The organism is uncultured Oceanicoccus sp. (assembly GCF_963968385.1).
Taxonomy (GTDB): Bacteria; Pseudomonadota; Gammaproteobacteria; order Pseudomonadales; family Dasaniaceae; genus Oceanicoccus.
The window spans coordinates 1-18,641 of the sequence record NZ_CAXAHB010000039.1 but is presented as its reverse complement, the minus strand read 5'-3'; the positions used below and the strand labels follow the sequence as shown (position 1 = coordinate 18,641).

The 18,641-nt window shown below is 47.2% G+C and carries 20 protein-coding genes; 4 read left to right on the top strand and 16 right to left on the bottom strand.

Annotation, left to right across the window (positions count from 1 at the left end; genetic code table 11):
* Nucleotides 1-64 precede the first annotated feature (64 nt).
* Genes cyoE through AACP44_RS05760 form a run of 4 tightly spaced genes read right to left on the bottom strand, consistent with a single transcriptional unit; the run spans nt 65 to nt 3,597 of the window.
* Nucleotides 65-952: a heme o synthase gene (gene cyoE / locus AACP44_RS05775; protein WP_339339533.1), complete on the bottom strand. Its 888-nt coding sequence runs from the start codon at nt 950-952 to the stop codon at nt 65-67.
* A gap of 34 nt (nt 953-986) precedes the next feature.
* On the bottom strand, nt 987-2,183 hold the full coding sequence (locus tag AACP44_RS05770; protein ID WP_339339532.1) for a COX15/CtaA family protein: 1,197 nt from the start codon (nt 2,181-2,183) through the stop codon (nt 987-989).
* Between the two features lie 19 nt (nt 2,184-2,202).
* The gene (locus AACP44_RS05765; protein ID WP_339339531.1) at nt 2,203-2,844 is read right to left on the bottom strand and encodes an SCO family protein; all 642 of its coding nucleotides are present in this window, start codon (nt 2,842-2,844) and stop codon (nt 2,203-2,205) included.
* A complete protein-coding gene (locus AACP44_RS05760; RefSeq protein WP_339339530.1) occupies nt 2,845-3,597 on the bottom strand; it encodes an SURF1 family protein in 753 nt (250 codons plus the stop codon).
* A 76-nt stretch (nt 3,598-3,673) separates the two neighbouring features.
* Between AACP44_RS05760 and AACP44_RS05755 the strand changes: the two genes are divergently transcribed.
* On the top strand, nt 3,674-3,943 hold the full coding sequence (locus AACP44_RS05755) for a DUF2909 domain-containing protein (protein WP_339339529.1): 270 nt from the start codon (nt 3,674-3,676) through the stop codon (nt 3,941-3,943).
* A gap of 75 nt (nt 3,944-4,018) precedes the next feature.
* Here the strand turns inward: AACP44_RS05755 and AACP44_RS05750 are convergent, their stop codons facing one another.
* The 4 genes from AACP44_RS05750 to coxB all read right to left on the bottom strand — a co-directional run bounded on the left by AACP44_RS05750 (nt 4,019) and on the right by coxB (nt 8,420).
* Nucleotides 4,019-4,999 carry a cytochrome c oxidase subunit 3 gene (locus tag AACP44_RS05750; protein ID WP_339339528.1) on the bottom strand — a complete coding sequence of 327 codons (981 nt, stop codon included), beginning with the start codon at nt 4,997-4,999 and terminating at the stop codon, nt 4,019-4,021.
* A 57-nt stretch (nt 5,000-5,056) separates the two neighbouring features.
* Nucleotides 5,057-5,626, bottom strand: coding sequence for a cytochrome c oxidase assembly protein (locus AACP44_RS05745; protein WP_339339527.1), 570 nt, complete (start codon nt 5,624-5,626; stop codon nt 5,057-5,059).
* Between the two features lie 65 nt (nt 5,627-5,691).
* Nucleotides 5,692-7,251 carry a cytochrome c oxidase subunit I gene (ctaD, locus tag AACP44_RS05740; protein WP_339339526.1) on the bottom strand — a complete coding sequence of 520 codons (1,560 nt, stop codon included), beginning with the start codon at nt 7,249-7,251 and terminating at the stop codon, nt 5,692-5,694.
* Between the two features lie 11 nt (nt 7,252-7,262).
* Nucleotides 7,263-8,420, bottom strand: coding sequence for a cytochrome c oxidase subunit II (gene coxB / locus AACP44_RS05735; protein WP_339339525.1), 1,158 nt, complete (start codon nt 8,418-8,420; stop codon nt 7,263-7,265).
* Between the two features lie 609 nt (nt 8,421-9,029).
* Here coxB and AACP44_RS05730 point away from each other — a divergent pair.
* The gene (locus tag AACP44_RS05730) at nt 9,030-9,680 is read left to right on the top strand and encodes a hypothetical protein (RefSeq protein ID WP_339339524.1); all 651 of its coding nucleotides are present in this window, start codon (nt 9,030-9,032) and stop codon (nt 9,678-9,680) included.
* Nucleotides 9,681-9,712: 32 nt separating this feature from the next.
* Nucleotides 9,713-9,883, top strand: a complete 171-nt coding sequence (locus tag AACP44_RS05725; RefSeq protein ID WP_339339523.1) for a hypothetical protein — start codon at nt 9,713-9,715, stop codon at nt 9,881-9,883.
* 6 nt (nt 9,884-9,889) lie between these two features.
* On the opposite strand, the gene AACP44_RS05720 is transcribed toward AACP44_RS05725, so the two are convergent.
* The 3 genes from AACP44_RS05720 to AACP44_RS05710 are packed head-to-tail and all read right to left on the bottom strand — an operon-like array spanning nt 9,890 to nt 13,470.
* A complete protein-coding gene (locus AACP44_RS05720; protein ID WP_339339522.1) occupies nt 9,890-10,186 on the bottom strand; it encodes a YheV family putative zinc ribbon protein in 297 nt (98 codons plus the stop codon).
* Nucleotides 10,183-12,231, bottom strand: a complete 2,049-nt coding sequence (gene prlC / locus AACP44_RS05715; protein ID WP_339339521.1) for an oligopeptidase A — start codon at nt 12,229-12,231, stop codon at nt 10,183-10,185. Before prlC ends, AACP44_RS05720 begins: the two co-directional genes overlap by 4 nt.
* A 12-nt stretch (nt 12,232-12,243) precedes the next feature.
* Nucleotides 12,244-13,470: a TIGR03790 family protein gene (locus tag AACP44_RS05710; RefSeq protein WP_339339520.1), complete on the bottom strand. Its 1,227-nt coding sequence runs from the start codon at nt 13,468-13,470 to the stop codon at nt 12,244-12,246.
* Between the two features lie 106 nt (nt 13,471-13,576).
* On the opposite strand from AACP44_RS05710, the gene AACP44_RS05705 reads away from it, so the two are divergent.
* The gene (locus AACP44_RS05705) at nt 13,577-14,131 is read left to right on the top strand and encodes a gamma carbonic anhydrase family protein (RefSeq protein WP_339339519.1); all 555 of its coding nucleotides are present in this window, start codon (nt 13,577-13,579) and stop codon (nt 14,129-14,131) included.
* 55 nt (nt 14,132-14,186) lie between these two features.
* Here AACP44_RS05705 and aroE read toward each other — a convergent pair whose 3' ends face one another.
* From aroE to dprA, 5 genes are all read right to left on the bottom strand, one after another.
* A complete protein-coding gene (aroE, locus tag AACP44_RS05700) occupies nt 14,187-15,026 on the bottom strand; it encodes a shikimate dehydrogenase (RefSeq protein ID WP_339339518.1) in 840 nt (279 codons plus the stop codon).
* 28 nt (nt 15,027-15,054) lie between these two features.
* On the bottom strand, nt 15,055-15,963 hold the full coding sequence (gene hemF, locus AACP44_RS05695) for an oxygen-dependent coproporphyrinogen oxidase (RefSeq protein WP_339339517.1): 909 nt from the start codon (nt 15,961-15,963) through the stop codon (nt 15,055-15,057).
* A 52-nt stretch (nt 15,964-16,015) separates the two neighbouring features.
* A complete protein-coding gene (locus AACP44_RS05690) occupies nt 16,016-16,588 on the bottom strand; it encodes a Sua5/YciO/YrdC/YwlC family protein (RefSeq protein ID WP_339339516.1) in 573 nt (190 codons plus the stop codon).
* Nucleotides 16,589-16,602: 14 nt separating this feature from the next.
* Nucleotides 16,603-17,106 (bottom strand): 5-(carboxyamino)imidazole ribonucleotide mutase, encoded by a 504-nt coding sequence (purE, locus tag AACP44_RS05685; protein ID WP_339339515.1) that lies wholly within the window; start codon nt 17,104-17,106, stop codon nt 16,603-16,605.
* A 105-nt stretch (nt 17,107-17,211) separates the two neighbouring features.
* The gene (gene dprA, locus AACP44_RS05680; RefSeq protein WP_339339514.1) at nt 17,212-18,339 is read right to left on the bottom strand and encodes a DNA-processing protein DprA; all 1,128 of its coding nucleotides are present in this window, start codon (nt 18,337-18,339) and stop codon (nt 17,212-17,214) included.
* Nucleotides 18,340-18,641: the final 302 nt, after the last annotated feature.

The following is an 18,641-nucleotide window of genomic DNA, read 5'->3' as shown; positions in this document are numbered from 1 at the left end:
TCGGGTTGTAAACGGTTGACCGGTTGATTTTGCATCGTTGTTTCCGTTGTTGTTTTCGTCGCAGTTATACGTAGTGATCGACTAGCATAATAATATAAATCGCCATTAAGTAGACCAAGGAATACTTAAACGTGGCCATAGGGGCGCCCAGTTTATCTCGCATAATAGCGATTGAGTAATAAAGATGGATAACACCAAGAATAACGGCGCCGGCCAGATAGACTAAGCCCGATAAGCCGGTAGCGAAGGGCAGTAGGCTCGCAGCAATCAGCACAAAGGTATAAAGAAGGATATGAAATGCCGTGTATTCAACACCGTGAGTCACTGGCAACATGGGAATAGCGGCTTTGGCATAGTCTTCTTTACGGTTAATCGCTAGCGCCCAAAAGTGTGGCGGGGTCCAAGCAAAAATAATTAGAACCAGAAGTAGGGCATGGCCATGAATTTCATTATTAACCGCGGTCCAACCCAGTAGCGGAGGGGCCGCACCGGGCAGGCCACCGATGACGATATTTTGTGGTGTGGCGCGCTTTAACCACAGGGTATAAATCACCGCATAACCAATTAATGAAAACAACGTTAGCCATGCTGTTAGCGGGTTGGTAAACATCAATAAAACCGCTATGCCAGCAACGCCTAACACCAGAGCGAATATGCCCGCTTGCGTCTGACTGATTCTGCCTTGAGCCACAGGACGTTTTTTGGTGCGGTTCATCAGTGTATCAATACGCTGGTCCACCAGATGGTTAACCACCGCGCCACAGGCCGAACATAAACCAATACCCAAGTTACCAAAAATTAAAATATCCAATGGCACCACGCCGGGCACTGACATAAACATGCCGATGGCCGATGTCAGCAACATGAGGTACACCACATTGGGCTTGGTTAATTCGTAGTAATCCGCCCAAGTCGTGGGCGAATTCAAGGACTGGCTGGCTGGCTCTGACATGCTCAAAAATCTCTACACTATTTTTTAGTCGAGTTTACTGCGCTAGCTTTGCAGTAAACACACGGTGGTTTAAGGTCACCATGGTAATCAGCAGCAGGGCGCCGACCAGATTATGCGCCACGGCAATAGAGACTGGGAAGTGGAAAATAATATTCCCCAGACCCAGAGCAAGCTGCAGTGTTAGCACGCCGAGAATGACTGAGGCCATCGCGCGAGTTTCTGGCAAGCCTATGCGCTTGAATAAAATACCAATCAAACAGAGTAAGTAGATCGTGGTAATAATTGCGCCGACTCGATGGCTAAAGTGAATCGCAATACGCGCTTCGTTGTCCATAATTCCGCCAAGGTAGTTAGGGCCAATACTTTGTGTGACGTTAAAGCCTTCATTAAAATCCATCGCTGGCAGCCACTGGTTTTGACAGGTGGGCAAATCCGGACAAGCGACGGCGGCATAGTTTGAGGTGGTCCAACCGCCCAGAGCAATTTGGATAAAGACAATCACTAAACCAATCACTGCCCAGTGACGGAAAGCCTGCAGTTGTTGCAGCTTGACTGCCGGCACTTGCCAGTGAACATTATTCAGCCGTAACGTTAATAACCACAGCAAACTAAATATCGTAAAGCCGCCCAAAAGATGTGAGGTAACAACTTGTGGCCACAGCTTTAAGGTGACCGTCCACATACCAAATAAGCCCTGCAAAATAATCAACGCTAACAAAAACGCTGGCAGCTTAAAGGGCAGGGTGGATGTCCTCCGTTTTAAACCTAAATAGGCAAGTGTGAGTATTGTGACTGCAACCGATGCCACCGCATAAGGTTCCATCGATTCACCAACAACGGCAGTCACGGCGGTTAACGCTATATTGGCAACTAACAATGCGCCAACGGTTTTGACGGGTTGCTCTTGTTCGCGGCGCAGAACGGCCAAAGTAAATATACCCACCGTGATAAAACCCAAAGCCTTAGCAAAATACCGATGAACCATTTCTGGCCAAGTTTTATCATGCTCCACAGGCATCTCAGGATAAGCCTGATTCGCTGCCGTCACTTCATCGGCGCTGGTAGGCCATAACAGATGACCGTAACAGCCTGGCCAGTCCGGACAGCCCAGGCCAGCATCGACTAAGCGGGTAAATGCGCCCATACCCAAAACAAAAACCGCACAGATACAGGCTATCAGTGCCAGTTTAAAGCCGGGCAAACGATTTTCAGGAGAATTAAATAACGCCATTTATCTTGCCTATGTTGTTTTACTTAATCAGCCGCTTCATATCTCGAACAACGGCCTTGCCCAAAGTGTTCAATGTATCCTGCTCGGTATTTTCTGCCTCATAATGCATCATCAACCAACCGCGCGGATCGACCACATAAAAGGTGTTCGCTTTAAAGGGATCGATTTTGACCGGTGAAAACAGTTGTTTAACGTCGTTATCATTCAGTGAGATAACATCAATACCCATATACTCCGTTTTGAACCGCTGTTGCAAAACGTTATCAATACCATTGTTGGTCACATAAATTAATCGCACACGATGCATTTTTTTGGCCAAAGCAACAATACTTTGCCTGGCGAGGTAAAGCATACGCTCGCAATTATCTTGGCAATACTGGTCACCGAAAACCACAAAAGCCCACTTGGGTTCTGGCTGAGTATAATCAAAAGCTTCACCATCAAGCTTTACCAAAGGCAGCTCGGTAAATTGCAACGGAGGAACTACCAACTCACCATTATTGACCGTACCTAAATCAACGGCTTTGGAAGAGACCAAAAAATATAACCCCGTTGATACAATCAATACCAGTGCCGGTATACCAAAGATACCCAAAATCACTCGACGATTTTTTCTGTTTTGATCAATGTCCTGTTGTGAGTTAAAACCTTGCTCTGACACTTATGTAACCTCTGTTTTGTTACGTTTAATGAATGACCATAGATTGGTGTTGGCCAACAGGCCGATGACCAACAAGGTCACTGCCATAGCAAACCACTGTACGGCATAGCCGGTATGTTTTTCCGGCTGTAAATTGACTACCACCCAGTTGGGGGCATAACTGGCAGCTGAGTCTTGTTTGATCCGCACGCTGTACGGAAATAAGCCTTGTGCAAATTCGGGTTGTAGCTGTTCTATATCGAGCGACTGCATCACTCGTGGCCAACCCGCGACCCGCTCATCTGCCAATACCATGACATCGCCCTGCGGCACATAAACCTCCGCTCTGAGTGTGGTTTCACCGGTGATAGCTTTTATCTCTGGCAGGCTACGCCGGGAAATATCGCCCTGCAACCAGCCGCGGTTAACCAAGACAATGGTGTCGCTGGCTGCCAATTGAAACGGCGTTATTATCTCATAGCCAAAGCGACCCTGATAAATCCGATTGTCTAATAACAGCTGTTTCTCATTTAAAAACTTTCCACGTAAGGTCACCGGCTGATAGCGCAGATCGGCCTGGCTATCTAGCGTCTCCAGTGCCGCTGGTTCGGCGAGCTGGCGCTGCTCAAAGAGCTGCTGTAGCAGGCGTTTTTCCTCGGCCCTGTCCAGCTGCCAAAATCCCAAAGAGACCACCAATGGCATCAGCAATACTGCCAACAGGCTAGCGCGCCAGTTGGGGGTAAATTGTAATCGCTTTGAGCTAAATTCTGACATATAAAAAATCAATTTGACTGAGTTATAATAGCGCTGTTATCGGCATATTATCTATCAGCACCTTGGGGGTCCGCCTATGTGGTTAAAAGTGGTTATTGTGTTACTGTTTATTGCTCTGACTATCAGTTTATTTACCAGCCTGAGCTTTCTGATTAAGGATCAAGCGGCCGGCAATAATGATAACAGCCGTAAAACGTGGAACGCACTGACAGTACGTGTTGTATTGGCAGCCTTACTGGTGAGCTTGTTGTTTTACGGTATCTTTACTGGCCAACTGGGTTCCAATGCCCCTTGGGATGCCCGTTATAAAGATAAAATCATTCCCGCCGCCGAACAAACACCCTGATTTCCTTATCCTTTAAACGTAAAAAACGGTTGTGGTATTAGCTCCACAACCGTTTGATTCTCTCGCCTGACTGACTTATAGAATGTAAACGAATAGGAACAGCCCTACCCAAACAACATCAACAAAGTGCCAGTACCATGAAGAGGCTTCAAAGCCGAAGTGATCTTCAGGGGTAAAATGCTTTGACTTGGTAGAACGCAGCCACTGAATCAGCAGCATAATCATACCCATACAAACGTGGAAGCCGTGGAAGCCAGTCAACATAAAGAAAGTTGAACCATAGATACCCGATGACAGATATAAACCGTATTCAACATAGGCTTCGTGATATTCCAGATACTGCAGGTACACAAATAATATACCCAGAGCAACGGTGATGCCCAACCAAAGATTAAACTTCTTACGGTCATTGTCTAACAAGCCCAAATGCGCGATATGCGCTGTAACCGAAGAGGTTAACAGTACAATGGTGTTCCACATTGGCAACCAGTGCAGAATGTTATCCCAACCGGGGAAGCTCAAATTTCTCTCTGGGCCGGTCATAACGCCATTGTTGGCCACCACTTGATTGCTAATGCCCACAGCATCTTGGGGCGTTTCCATCAACGGCCATGAGTAACTGAAGCCTTCCCAGATCAAGCCGTTCATACGACCACCGTCACCTTCACCACCCAACCAAGGGCCGGCCAAGTTACGAACGTACCAAAGCGCGCCAAAGAAGGCGGCAAAGAACATCACTTCTGAAAATATAAACCATTGCATACCAATAACGTATGACTGTTTTAACTGACCGCTGTTCATGCCCGCACGATTTTCAACAATCGTCTGGCGGAACCAAGCAAATAGGGTGGCTAGAAATAACACCAGACCGGTAAGGAAGATAAACCAAGAGTTGGTATCTGCTGCTACGCCGGTTTTGATGGTCGACAATCTATCATTCAATACACTGGCGGCGCCGAATAGCGCTGTAAACAAAGTCAAACTGGCAAATATCGCTAGCTTGCTTTGCTCGGGAACGTAATAGCTCTCGTAATCTGAATTGTTCTGGCCTGACATTTTTTTTCTCCGTTTATTTCGCTGCTAGTTAGCAGTGAAAGAAATAGGCTTTTTGTTTTAACGTATGGCAACGCTGGTTTCAGTTTCAACCATCGATGTCACATCAAAAATGGTATATGACAAGGTAATGCTTTTTATATCGGCCGGTAAATCTTGATCGACTATAAATTGCAGTGGCATTTCTGTTTCAGCACCGCCTTCTAATGGTTGGTGGTTGAAACAAAAACATTCGGTTTTATGAAAAAACTCCGCCGCCCTTGCTGGCGATATGCTCGGCACTGCCTGAGCCACCATGTTCTTGGCGATCGGATTTTTGGCATAATACACCGTGTCGTTAACGGCGCCGGGGTTCACCCTCAATACCGTATCGGTTGGCCGAAATTCCCAAGGCATGCCATCGTTATTAGTCGCTACAAATGAAACTCGAATTTCGCGACTGGTATCAACAGCGGCTTCCACCACACGATAACGTTCACCACTGGTTTTGCCGTTAATACCTAAGGCATCACAAAGCGCTTCGTATAACGGCACCATGACCACAAATACAAAGGCGAACATAACAACAACAACGATCGATAATTTACCGACGGTCTTGGCAACTCCCGCTGCCTCATTGTTTGTTGGCATATCCGCCATTTTTACCTCTTTACGTCATATTACTATCGACTTACAACACGCGTTCTACAACACCGCTATTTAATTTGCGGTGGTGTAGAAAAGGTGTGGTAAGGCGCGGGGGTTGCAACGGTCCACTCCAGACCTTCTGCACCTTCCCAAGTTTTTTCTTCACTGGTTTTCTCACCTGACGTAATGGTGCGAACCACATTGAATAAGAACAACAATTGCGAAGTACCGTAGATAAACGCACCCACTGAAGACATCGTATTGAAGTCAGTAAATTGCAAGGCGTAATCAGGAATACGACGCGGCATACCCGCCAAGCCTAGGAAATGCTGCGGGAAGAACGTCAGGTTAAAGCCGATAAATGAGATCCAGAAATGAGCTTTACCCATGTTCTCGTTGTACATACGACCACACCACTTGGGCAACCAGTAATAAACCGCAGCCGACATACTAAAGACGGCTCCCGCAACCATGACATAATGGAAGTGAGCAACAACAAAGTAGCTATCGTGATACTGGAAATCTACAGGTGCCAACGACAGCATAACACCGGTGAAACCACCTACCGTAAACAGGAAGACAAAACCAATACAGAATAGCATCGGCGTTTCAAAGGTCATTGCACCCTGCCACATGGTAGTGATCCAGTTAAAGACCTTAACCCCAGTTGGCACCGCAATCAGCATGGTGGCGTACATAAAGAATAACTCACCCGCAATCGGCATACCGACGGTATACATATGGTGAGCCCACACGATAAACGACAGAAAGGCGATCGACGCTGTTGCATAGACCATTGAGTCGTAACCAAATAGCGGTTTACGCGCAAAGGTGGGGATAATTTGAGAAACCACACCAAACGCAGGCAGGATAATGATGTAAACCTCTGGATGACCGAAGAACCAGAAAATATGCTGGAACAATACCGGATCACCACCACCAGCAGCTGAGAAGAAGCTGGTGCCGAAGTGAATATCCATCAACATCATCGTTACCGCACCCGCAAGCACTGGCATCACAGCAACCAATAGGAAGGCCGTAATTAACCAAGTCCAGACGAACATCGGCATTTTCATATAGGTCATGCCAGGCGCACGCAAGTTAACGACTGTAGCAATAATATTGATAGAACCCATGATTGACGACAAGCCCATCAAGTGAACACCGAAGATAAAGAAGGTCACGGTGTCTGGCGCATAAGTGGTTGATAATGGTGCATAGAATGTCCAACCGAAGTTTGGCGCTCCGCCTTCCATAAATAATGTTGAAGCCAACAGTAAAAAGGTTGGAGGAAGAATCCAGAAACTTAGGTTATTCATTCTTGGTAACGCCATATCAGGCGCACCAATCATCATTGGAATTAACCAGTTCGCCAAGCCAACAAACGAAGGCATGATGGCACCGAATACCATCACCAAACCGTGCATGGTGGTCATCTGGTTAAAAAATTCAGGCTCTACAATTTGTAGCCCTGGTTGAAATAGTTCTGCACGAATAATCATGGCAAAAGCGCCGCCCATAATAAACATGGCGAAGCTGAACCAAAGATACATCGTACCGATATCTTTGTGGTTGGTGGTTGTTACCCAACGCATTAATCCTGTTGTAGCAGGCCCGTGCGCACCCATTGTGACTCCTCCTACTGACCTTGCTTAAAGTTATAAACATCGATGGGCTGAATAATATCGCCCATATTATTGCCAAAGGCATTGCGCTGATAGGTAATCACCGCCGCCATATCGACATCATTTAGCTGAGCACCAAAGGCCTGCATCGCAGAACCGGGCACACCGTTAATGCCGATATCAAGATGTTTGGCAATCTCGCCAGTAGCTATTGGGCTACCTGCGATGGGCTTACCAATACCACCTTCGCCGTTGACGCCATGACAAGCAGCACAGTACTGATTATGTACCGCTTCACCCGCAACCATCTGCTCATCAAGGGTGAACTGCTTGTCCATTAAGGCTTTTATTTCAGCCGCTTTCGATTTTTTGTCTGCCACCCAAGCATCGTATTCGTCTTGTTCGACGACATTAACCACGATAGGCATATAGCCGTGCTCGCGACCGCAAAGTTCAGCACACTGGCCTCGGTATACGCCTGTTTCTAGCGGCTTGGACCAAGCTTCATTAATAAAGCCGGGAATCGCGTCTTTTTTCACTGCCAATGCGGGCACCCACCAAGCGTGGATAACGTCATTCGCTGTGACTAGGAAGCGCACCTTTTTGTTGACCGGAAGCACAACCGGCTCGTCTACTTCTAATAAGTAGTGCTCGCCCTTGTTGTCTTCGTTATAAATCTCAGTTTTACCGGTACGCAGGTTGCTGAAGAAAACGACATTGTCGCCCGCTTCATCAATATATTCATACTTCCACTTCCACTGATAACCGGTCACCAGAATATCCAGATCGGAATCATCGAAGTCATAGACTTTGAGTAGCGTGACTGTGGCTGGAAAAGCCATCACGATAAGAATAATAAAGGGAACAATAGTCCAGGCGATTTCTATCGCCGTACTTTCGTGGAAAGTCGCTGGCTTAACGCCCTTTGACTTACGGTGCGCGAACACCGAATAAAACATCGCGCCAAAAGTGACTATGCCAATGACTACACAAATCCAGAAAACGATCATATGCAGACCGTAAATTTCTGCCCCGACCTCGGTAACGCCTGGCGTCATATTGATCTGCCAGCGTTGAGCTTCTTCTGCCCAGGCACCTGTACTCACAAAACTGAGCAGTAATAGCACAGGACTAAGCGCCAGCTTGTAAAGCCGTTTCGCTTGTAAATGCATTTCCCGTGTCTCCATATTTAAATGTTAAAAATTACCCCAGAATCCGGACCGCTAATATCGTCTCTGATAAGCACCGAGACAAACCAAATACTGGCTCACCGGAGCAATATAGCAGTGACTTTCGTCCTTGTGACTATTTACTTACTGCCTAGATCGAGGCCTTGTGAGCCTGATTGAGCGGTTTTTTCGTCTAAAAACCGGCCCTAATGGACCCACTTTTGACGATTTAATAGCGATTTTTTCGGCATTCACAGCTTCTGAGTGCGACAAAACGCCGCGATTATACTCACCTTTAACAAAACAGGCCACCATAACAATATGAAAATTGTGGGATAAATGGATACTGTTAGCCCTGGCCGCCTTAAAAACGCTCAATATTTAATCACTGCGGTGATTGGCAGGCTGTTTTTGCTGGAAGCTTAGGTTTTGGCCGCCATCGCCTCATTGCCCCCAGTAGCCATAGAATTAAGGCAATAGTCCACATTGAGCCCGAACCACTCTAGCGAAGTTGCTATTTTGTACTAGCCTTATTGCATATATCTGATTATTTTTTAGTTTGGGCTCGCCCCATAGCGCATACGTTAGCGCCGCCCAGAAAGAGGAACACCCTTGTCCACCGATGCTATCCGAGACGCCATTGCCTTAGCTAGGCTGCATGAAGAACAACATGGCGATATGGCCATGTTGCTCGAGCGACATGTAAAAAATCATATCCATTTTACTATTCAGCTTCCTGAGTCTGAGGCTACAGCCAATCTAGTCGATTTTATTATTGCCTATATTGAACATGTGCCTGATTTTATTGATGCGGCCAGAGCCATTACTCGTGAGGCTAATATTCAAGAATATACCGAGCCGTTTTTAAAATTGGCCGAAGATTATTTTTTAAAGCCGCCTGAAATAATCTCTGGCCATATCGGCCTAGATGAATTGATGGATGAAGCCTATTTGGCGCATCGGCTGATAGAGGAAGTTAACGACCGATTTATGAGCCACACATCGATTCCGTTAGTACCGATGGACATGACGATGTCGAATTTAATTGTGCACAGCATTATTGGCGAACCATTTGCCAATGAGCTAGATGAAGCCGTGCATTATACGGTCGAGCGTACTATGCTAAAAGAACACGTTTATGAAAAGCCTGAATTTAAAGCCTATGTTGCCCAGCATAAAAATAATGACTGGGAAAAAGAACAACAACACTGGCCCTGTTTGATCGATCAACTAGCGATTAATTTGCAGTTTACCCATTTATAACTGATGTTTCTTTAAGCTAAAAGAGTAACACTATGACCATAGATTATGGCAGTTTGGTGATCGACAATAGCAGCCTCAGTGATAGTCAGCTCGATGACCTTAGAGATACCAATCAGTTTGCCGTTAAAATGGCAGGACAGATTCGAGCGATGCATAAGCGCAGAAAACTACGCGCACAACGCACCCGCTCGAGGAGACGCTGAAGGTGATTAGTGATCCCGCCGCTTAGCGCCGGGGTTAGGGTCAATAATACTGACTACCTGCACCTCATCCTCATGCGCCAGTGGCGCCTCACCCGGACGCGGCTGGTTAACCCGCGTAACCACTTCATCGGCATCTATAGCCTGAGGGCCCTCGTCAGTCATAATATCGCTATAACCACAGCTCACACACTCCCTGACCTGTTGGCCATCGCCATTGTCATACATAACTAACTTATCCATTTCGGCACAGCGTGGGCAAACCGCGCCAGCGATAAACCGTTTTATTATTTTTTGTTCACTCATGCTACCGCCTTGTTGATAACAATACCGCTGTGTCGAAGCAGGGCATCAACACGGGGTTCACGCCCACGAAAAGCAGCAAATAGGTCTAGCGGCTGCTTCGATCCACCGCGCTGAAGAATTTCACGCAGAAAACTTTCGCCTGTTGCCCGACTGAAGATGCCCTCTTCTTCAAAACGGGAAAAAGCATCAGCCGATAACACCTCTGCCCATTTGTAGCTGTAGTAACCCGCCGCATAACCCCCTGCAAAAATATGGCTAAAGCCATGCTGAAAGCGGTTGAACTCAGGCACTGGGACAACAGAAACTTTTTCTCGCACTGCATCTAATACGGCTTGAATGGGCTTGGGGTTCTCTGGTGAATAATGATGGTGCATTAATATATCAAATAAAGAGAATTCTAACTGTCTAACCATTTGCATGCCGGATTGAAAGTTTTTCGCCGCTAGCATCTTTTCTAGCAGCTTATCCGGTAGCACTTCGCCGGTTTTATGGTGGCCAGAAATCAGTGGGATCGCCGCTTTTTGCCAACACCAATTTTCCATAAACTGGCTAGGTAATTCTACCGCATCCCAGGGCACGCCATTAATTCCCGATACTGCCGCACAATCAATCTCGGTTAGCATATGATGCAAGCCATGACCAAACTCATGGAACAGGGTGGTGACTTCAGCGTGAGTCAGCAATGATGGAGTGCTTGCTGTCGGCGGCGTAAAATTACAGGTTAAAAACGCCACCGGTAGTTGTTTTTCCGTGGTGCTGAGATTACGGCGCACACGACAGTCCGCCATCCACGCGCCACCACGCTTATGCTCACGGGCAAAAATATCCAAATAAAATTTGGCAATCACCTCGCCGTTGCGTTGCAAATGATAAAATCGAACATCCGGATGCCAAGTTTCAATACCGGCTACCTCAACACATTCAACCCCAAACAGGGTGTTTACGATCGCAAACATTCCTTCTATCACTTTAGCCGATGGAAAGTATGGACGGAGTTCTTCTTGGGATAAACAGTATTTTTCCAATCGCAATTTTTCGCTATAAAAGGCGATGTCCCATGCCGATAATTGTTTTACGCCTAAGCTCTTGGCGAAATCTTCTAGCTCCTGAAAATCTTTTTTCGCAACAGCCGTACTTTTATCAGCAAGGTCAGTTAAAAACGCTTCAACCTGTTCCGGCGACTCTGCCATTTTTGTCGCTAAAGAAAGTTCTGCATAGTTGTTAAAGCCTAACAAGAGTGACAGCTCATGGCGCAGCGCTAAAATAGCATCCATCAACTCGCTATTATCCCATTGGCCCGCATTGGGTCCTTGATCTGATGCCCGCGTGGTATAGGCGATATACATTTCTTTGCGTAGCTCGGCATTGCTGCAGTATTGCATTAACGGCAGATACGCAGGCATATCCAGAGAAATTAAATAGCCGGTTAACTCTTTTGCGGCTGCCGCCTGCTGATAACCTTGCAACACCGATTCGGGAATGCCGGCTAATTCAGCGACATCTTCTATATGTTTGCTCCAGCCTTGTGTAGCATCCAATACATTATTAGAAAATTTCGTTGATAGCTCCGCCAATTGTTTTTTAATTTCGCCATAACGTCGCTGCTGATTCGCCTCCAGCGCAACACCCGACAGCTTAAAGTCACGCAGCGCATTATCTACTGCTTTTTTCTCGGCCTCATTAAGCTGCCCGTAGACATCGCTTTCTGCCAACTGGCTATAGGCACGATAGAGCGCGGCATTTTGGCCCATCTCGGTGGCATATTCGGTAAGTTTTGGCAGGCAGGCGTTATACGCGTCACGCAAAGCAGCTGAATTTTTTACGCCATACAAATGACTGATCGGCGACCAAAGCTGCTCTAGCTCATCACCCCATTGTTCCATAGCCGCTAAAAATGATTTTCCCACAGCCTGTTCACGGTCTAACAGATCAGCAATGCGCTGCCGATTTTTTGCTAATAACTGATCGAGCGCAGGCTCGATATGCTCTACCTGAATACTGGAAAAAGCGGGCAGCAATGATGCTTGTAATAAAGGGTTTGACACTATTTTTAAACCTCAAAATATGGATTGTGTAAAACCTTCTAGCCGCTCTATTTTATAGAACGCGGCCAAAGGCAGGGGTAAGGTTATCAACTTACTATAAGGCGTTATCTCAACGCCACTGGTTACTAAGGTAAAGGGGCCAGCCTCTTGGCTTGACGTAGAGATTTTATAATAACCATGGGTTAATACGGGTGAATATAATGCATAGCCTTTCTCTTTGGCTTTTAGTTGATAACCCGCATAGGGTTTTGCCAAAGGCTCACCAATAAAAACGCCCTGACCCGGCATGACGACACTTTTCCAATAGGCTTCAATTAAAGATGCACCCTGCAAATAATGGATCATGGCAACTAATGGATTGGGAAATTTTTCTAAAAAGTTACAGGGCTCAACTACCGTGCCATAGCTGCCAGTGGCGCCGCCCTCGAGCCATCGCAGCGCACTCATTTGAGCGCTATTGGTCAACTTTCCTCCCGTTGAGGTCAGATGGTCTGCCATAGCTCCCGGCAAAAATTGATTGCTCTTTATGCTGTCGATAAACTTTTTGCCGGTAAAATAAAACATGATCTGCGTTTTGTTTTTTATCGCGTCAGTCTTGATGCTATTAATCGATATTTGCTCTGCTAGTAACGCCTCAACAAAAGGAAATACTTTTTTGCGTACGCTACGATTTTTATCCGAAGTTTCTACCAAATAGGCAAAGGCTTCATGGTCTTCAAGCACCGCCTGTCCGTCGGCGGCAATACCGCGATCTATTAGGGCTTTGGCCTGAGCAAAACTGGTTGCCGCCAATAGCATGGTTGGACGAATGCCTAAATCATCATAGGGCTTTAAGCTTGTAGACCCAGCATAACGACTCTGGGCCGTCAGCTTGCACCCTTCGGCGCAGTATTGTTTATCAAAGCCCAGTGCAAAAGCCGAGCTAATAGACATGCACCCCACGCGATAGGGGTCAGCCCACGTCAACAGATACGCCTGAATATGCTTTGGCGTTTTGGACTCAACCGTTTTTTGCAGCACAGCAAATTCACCGGGATGCATAACAGATTGACCGGTTTTAAATGAAATAGTGATGATATTTTCTTTAGGAATTTTTCGCTTTTGCTGATAATAGCTAGCAATTTTGACACTGAGCGGGTCCTGCCGATTAACAATAATCGCCAAATCCTTGGCCACCAAACCTGACGCCGGCAGCAGAACAACCGGCTGGCCTTGAGCCTGAACTGAAACGTTCAGCAAATAAACGCTAAAAAAGAAAAGCAACCTGACAAACATTGATTCCTGTGTCCCTACTTTGGGATTACAATAGTGGACTACTGTAACAGCAATTTAAGTGAAGCAAACTATGTCTAGCCAAAATCCCGTCAATATTCGTTCGTTTCAAGGCATATGGCCGACGTTAGAGCAGGGTGCTTATGTTGATCCCGCCGCCATCGTTATCGGTGATGTTGTATTGGGCAGGGATGTTTCTATTTGGCCTTTGGTCGTTATCAGGGGCGACGTCAACAAAGTTCGCATTGGCGACAGAAGCAATATTCAGGATGGTTCCGTTATCCATCAATCAAGGCCACGACCGACCAACCCAGAGGGTTATCCCGTTATTATTGGTGAAGATGTGACTGTCGGCCATAAAGTGATGTTGCATGGCTGCAAGATTGGCAACCGCGTTCTGGTAGGCATGGGCGCCATTGTGCTCGATGGTGTCGTGATCGAAGACGACGTTATTGTCGGTGCCGGTGCTTTGGTCACCCCCGGCAAAACACTAAAAAGCGGCTTTCTTTATACGGGCAGCCCCGCCCGCCAAGCCCGACCGATTAAAGCGGGAGAAATCGAGCACTTCACACAAACAGCACAAAACTACGTCGTTCTCAAAAATCAGTATTTTGCAGAACAACAATAAGTCTATCTTGGCGAAATAACTTTTTCTGCACCATAAACCTTATGGTGATTGCCCCTTATTGACTGGCTTCCAATTGCTCACGAACTGCATCAATCACTGGACGGGTGGTTGGGCGGGTGCCACGCCAAACACAAAACGATTCTGCTGCCTGCTCAACCAGCATGCCCAAGCCATCAGACACTGCCCAAGCGGCATTTTCTGCGCCCCAGCGCATAAAAGGCGTGGGGGCTGCACTGTACATCATATCGTAGCAACAACCTTCGTCGGTTAAGGCATTGGTTGGTAGCGGCGGTAGCTCCCCGACTAAACTAGCACTGGTGCCATTAATAATTAAATCGTACTGATTGGCATTTAACGCTTCAAAGCTACAGGCTCCGACACTGCCAAAAGCGGAAAAATCCCGCGCTAGTTTTTGTGCTTTTTCTACCGTGCGATTTGCAATTAACACTTGGCTTGGCTTGCGTTTCATGAGTGGCGCCAGCACTCCGCGAATGGCACCCCCTGCACCCAATAATAAAATCCGTTTATCGGTCAGCTCCCAAGCTAAATTGTCACAGATATCCCTGACCAGACCATCGCCGTCGGTATTATCACCATAGATCTTGCCATCTTCCTGCAAGGCCAGTGTGTTAACAGCACCAGCTAGGCGCGCACGGTCACTAAGCTCATCGGCAAAGTGATAAGCTTCTATTTTAAAAGGCACGGTGATATTTAAGCCTTTACCGCCGTTATCAAAAAAACTTTTTGCGGCATCCGCAAATTTACCAACATCCACTTTAACTGCACGATAGCTGAGCTGCTGCTCGGCCTGTGCGGCAAACATACGGTGAATCTGCGGCGACTTGCTATGCTTAATCGGGTTGCCGAAAACGGCATATTTATCGGTTGCGGTCATAATTTACTCTTGGGGGCTTCACTGTGGGTTACACCCAATTTCTATTGATTAAAAATTGACTAATCAGCTTTTCTTCAGGGCTTGCTGCTTCAGCCTGCCAGTTATATTCCCACCGCACTAACGGCGGCAGTGACATCAAAATCGATTCGGTGCGGCCGTTAGACTGTAAACCAAACACCGTGCCACGATCGTGGACTAAATTAAATTCAACATAACGACCGCGGCGATAAAGCTGAAACTCTCGCTCACGCTCACCATAAGGCGTGGCCTTTCGTCTGGTGACAATAGGCTGGTAAGCCTCAATATAGGAATCGCCTACGCTACGCATAAATTCAAAACAGTGATCAAAACCGCCTTCATTTAAATCATCATAAAAAAGACCACCAATACCACGGGGCTCTTGGCGATGGGCGAGGTAGAAATACTCATCGCACCATTTTTTATACCGCGGGTAGAGATCAGCACCAAAATGATCGCAGGCATTTTTAGCGGTTTGATGCCAATGAATGCAATCTTGTTCAAAGCCATAGTAGGGGGTCAGATCATAACCGCCACCAAACCACCACACTGGTTTTTCGCCTGCTTTCTCGGCAATAAACAATCGTATATTCATATGGCTGGTAGGGACGTAAGGATTTTCCGGGTGCATCACCAATGACACCCCCATCGCCTGAAAACTGCGACCCGCTAATTCGGGCCTGGCTTGAGTGGCTGACGGCGGCATTTTCTGGCCAAACACATGGGAGAAATTAACGCCGCCCTTTTCAAACACCGCGCCATGACTGATAACTCGCGAACGACCACCGCCGCCTTCGGGACGGTCCCACTCATCTTGTTGGAAACTGGCTTTACCGTCCTCTTCTTCCAGGCGAGCACAAATAGCATCCTGCAGTTGCAGCAGATAGTTTTTTACTTGATCGATCGCTATCTCTGACATGGAAAATCTACTTTTATTAGACGGCTAATTTGACTGGGCGATGACCATACCACTAAACAGCACGGATGACTTTATCAGATATCAAGTCGCGTATTTCAGAAGGCTTGGCATTGGCCTTTAACTGGCCCGGCAGAATAAAATCCAAACCCTGATGGCCCAGATATCGCCGCAGTTGCCACGGCCATTGGCGGGTAGCTTCGCCGCTAATATTGGCTGAGCTTGAAACTATAGGGCCGCCGACTTTGGTACATAATTCAACAGTTAGTTTGTGGGTACTTACTCTCAGCGCTACGCTGTTAAAATCACCCCTTATCCAGCTTTTAGCGACACCATTGTCAGGCACTAGCCAAGTGGTTGGGACGTTGGTGGGCTGGCTAAATTTGCTAACTAGACTTTGGTCTAGGCCCGCTAAATAGGGGGCAAATTGTTCAGCCGAAGCCGCAATCAGAATCAATCCTTTCTCGACCGGACGTTGCTTAAGTGCCAGCAATCGACCAACGGCACGAGGGTTATCTGGATCACAACCAAACCCCCACACCGTCTCGGTAGGATAAGCAATCACGCCGCCGGCCTGAATGGCATAGGCCGCCCGCCGCAGATTTATCGAACCATTAATAATAGCCATACTGGCCAAGGCGATTAGCCTTTTAGTTTTTCCTGCAAGGCAACATCTTTAGCGATAACAGCTTGCGCATTGGCTTCACGCTCAGCAATCAACTTCTGGCCCAGCTCGGCATCGGCGGTTGCTAGAATTTGTGCGGCCAAATAAGCGGCATTTTTAGCACCGGCTTTACCGATAGCCACTGTGGCTACGGGAATGCCACCCGGCATTTGCACGGTGGATAGCAGCGCATCAAGGCCGTCCAGTGACGCATTGATCGGCACGCCAATAACTGGCTTCAAGGTGGCTGCAGCCACCGCACCAGCAAGATGCGCCGCCATACCCGCCGCACAAATAAAGGCACCACAGCCACGCTGATCAGCGGTAGTCACATAGTCGTGAGTCGTTTTAGGTGTGCGGTGAGCAGAGGTCACTTTAACCTCATAATCAATGCCAAAAGATGTTAAAACACCAAAAGCGGGTTCCATTTGCGGCAGATCAGAATCCGAGCCCATTAAGATAGCAACGAAAGGTTTGGTCATGGTTGTGCCCTCACACGAATGCAATAGTTTAATCATTGAGAAAAAGCGCGAAAATTACCCAACTGGGGCTCCGATTGCAAGCAAATTGGGTGTTTTTGAGCTCGATTAAGTCGTCTTTACAATGCGCTGGTAGCAGCCCGCTTTATTTTCCACCCAGCCTTTGAGCTCCAGCGTGGTCAAAACACCGGTTAATTGCGCCAAAGGCCAAGCTATTTGATGTTGTAGCAAATCAATAGCCACCGCATCAAAACCCAACAGGTCGAGCAGTTGCTGCTCAACTGAACTGAGTTCAGCTAAACCACCATCGTCAGACAGTTCGGGTGCTGCAGCCGTTCTCGGCAACCAGCCTTGAAACTCTTCCATCACATCTGCTGCGGTTAAAACCAACTTTGCCCCTTGCTGTATAAGGGTATTAGTGCCATTACTACTACTATTATGTATTGATCCTGGAATGGCAAACACCTCACGACCCTGCTCCATGGCATAGCGCGCTGTAATCAAAGAGCCGCTTTTAAGTGCAGCTTCTATAACTAATACCCCCAAGCTCATACCGCTAATGATTCTGTTACGTTGCGGAAACAGCGGCGGCCGCGGCTCAGTGCCTAGCGCAAACTCTGATATCACCGCACTGTTGTCCGTATTGAGCATTTCATTAAACAGTGAGCGGTTGCTTTTAGGGTAGACTTTATCAACGCCGCAGCCCAACACAGCCAACGTACTGCCTTTAGCCGCCAAAGCACCGCGGTGACACTGCGCATCAATACCCAAAGCCAAGCCACTGGTAATAGTAAAGCCAGCCCGTGCAAACTCATGAGAAAATCGCAAAGCATTGTCGCAGCCTTGCCGGGTGGTATTGCGACTGCCCACCATCGCCAATTGCGGCTGGTTTAATACATTGATATTGCCTCGCACATAGAGCAGTGGCGGCGGGCTGCTAATCTGCTTAAGTAATTCAGGGTAGCAAGCCGAATTAAGCGCAATCAGCTGGACCTCCAGCTTGTCGATGGTTGCCATATCCTGATCAATCAATCGCTGGTTACCGCTTTGGCGCAAGGCGCGCTGTGCAGCCGGAGGGATTTTTAGCGCATGCAGTTGCGCTGCTGAAAGTTGAAAAATCATCTCGGGGTCTTCACTCGCTTTTAACAAACGAGATAATGCCCTTGTGGATAGATGGGGCGTTCTATGAAGGCGGAGCAGGGCCCGCTGTTGCTGGCAAGTATATTGATAATGCATAAATCATCCTTGATCATCATCGAATTAATCGGCATCTAGCCTAGGGGGTTTTAACTTTATCCATTACCGCTAGTGGATGGGTAGCTTTGAGCATCAGATCAGTCCTTTGTTCTGATTCAGTCTATGGCTATTCGATGTTACCGCAGCCCTCCCTATACAGTAATTTTTATTAGTAACCTGATATACTGTAACGGCTTGCTGGCAAATAAATTAGCGTCTTGTTAATGCCAAACCGCTGTACCAAACAATTGATACCAAACAGATTCAGTAAACCATGGCCATTTTAGACATTCTCGAATTCC

What these genes read in the sequence shown, in the direction of transcription:
- cyoE (WP_339339533.1), bottom strand. Translation starts at nt 952, where the DNA reads ATGTCAGAGCCAGCCAGCCAGTCCTTGAATTCGCCCACGACTTGGGCG.
- AACP44_RS05770 (WP_339339532.1), bottom strand. Translation starts at nt 2,183, where the DNA reads ATGGCGTTATTTAATTCTCCTGAAAATCGTTTGCCCGGCTTTAAACTG.
- AACP44_RS05760 (WP_339339530.1), bottom strand. Translation starts at nt 3,597, where the DNA reads ATGTCAGAATTTAGCTCAAAGCGATTACAATTTACCCCCAACTGGCGC.
- AACP44_RS05755 (WP_339339529.1), top strand. Translation starts at nt 3,674, where the DNA reads ATGTGGTTAAAAGTGGTTATTGTGTTACTGTTTATTGCTCTGACTATC.
- AACP44_RS05750 (WP_339339528.1), bottom strand. Translation starts at nt 4,999, where the DNA reads ATGTCAGGCCAGAACAATTCAGATTACGAGAGCTATTACGTTCCCGAG.
- AACP44_RS05745 (WP_339339527.1), bottom strand. Translation starts at nt 5,626, where the DNA reads ATGCCAACAAACAATGAGGCAGCGGGAGTTGCCAAGACCGTCGGTAAA.
- ctaD (WP_339339526.1), bottom strand. Translation starts at nt 7,251, where the DNA reads ATGGGTGCGCACGGGCCTGCTACAACAGGATTAATGCGTTGGGTAACA.
- coxB (WP_339339525.1), bottom strand. Translation starts at nt 8,420, where the DNA reads ATGCATTTACAAGCGAAACGGCTTTACAAGCTGGCGCTTAGTCCTGTG.
- AACP44_RS05725 (WP_339339523.1), top strand. Translation starts at nt 9,713, where the DNA reads ATGACCATAGATTATGGCAGTTTGGTGATCGACAATAGCAGCCTCAGT.
- AACP44_RS05720 (WP_339339522.1), bottom strand. Translation starts at nt 10,186, where the DNA reads ATGAGTGAACAAAAAATAATAAAACGGTTTATCGCTGGCGCGGTTTGC.
- AACP44_RS05705 (WP_339339519.1), top strand. Translation starts at nt 13,577, where the DNA reads ATGTCTAGCCAAAATCCCGTCAATATTCGTTCGTTTCAAGGCATATGG.
- aroE (WP_339339518.1), bottom strand. Translation starts at nt 15,026, where the DNA reads ATGACCGCAACCGATAAATATGCCGTTTTCGGCAACCCGATTAAGCAT.
- hemF (WP_339339517.1), bottom strand. Translation starts at nt 15,963, where the DNA reads ATGTCAGAGATAGCGATCGATCAAGTAAAAAACTATCTGCTGCAACTG.
- AACP44_RS05690 (WP_339339516.1), bottom strand. Translation starts at nt 16,588, where the DNA reads ATGGCTATTATTAATGGTTCGATAAATCTGCGGCGGGCGGCCTATGCC.
- purE (WP_339339515.1), bottom strand. Translation starts at nt 17,106, where the DNA reads ATGACCAAACCTTTCGTTGCTATCTTAATGGGCTCGGATTCTGATCTG.
- dprA (WP_339339514.1), bottom strand. Translation starts at nt 18,339, where the DNA reads ATGCATTATCAATATACTTGCCAGCAACAGCGGGCCCTGCTCCGCCTT.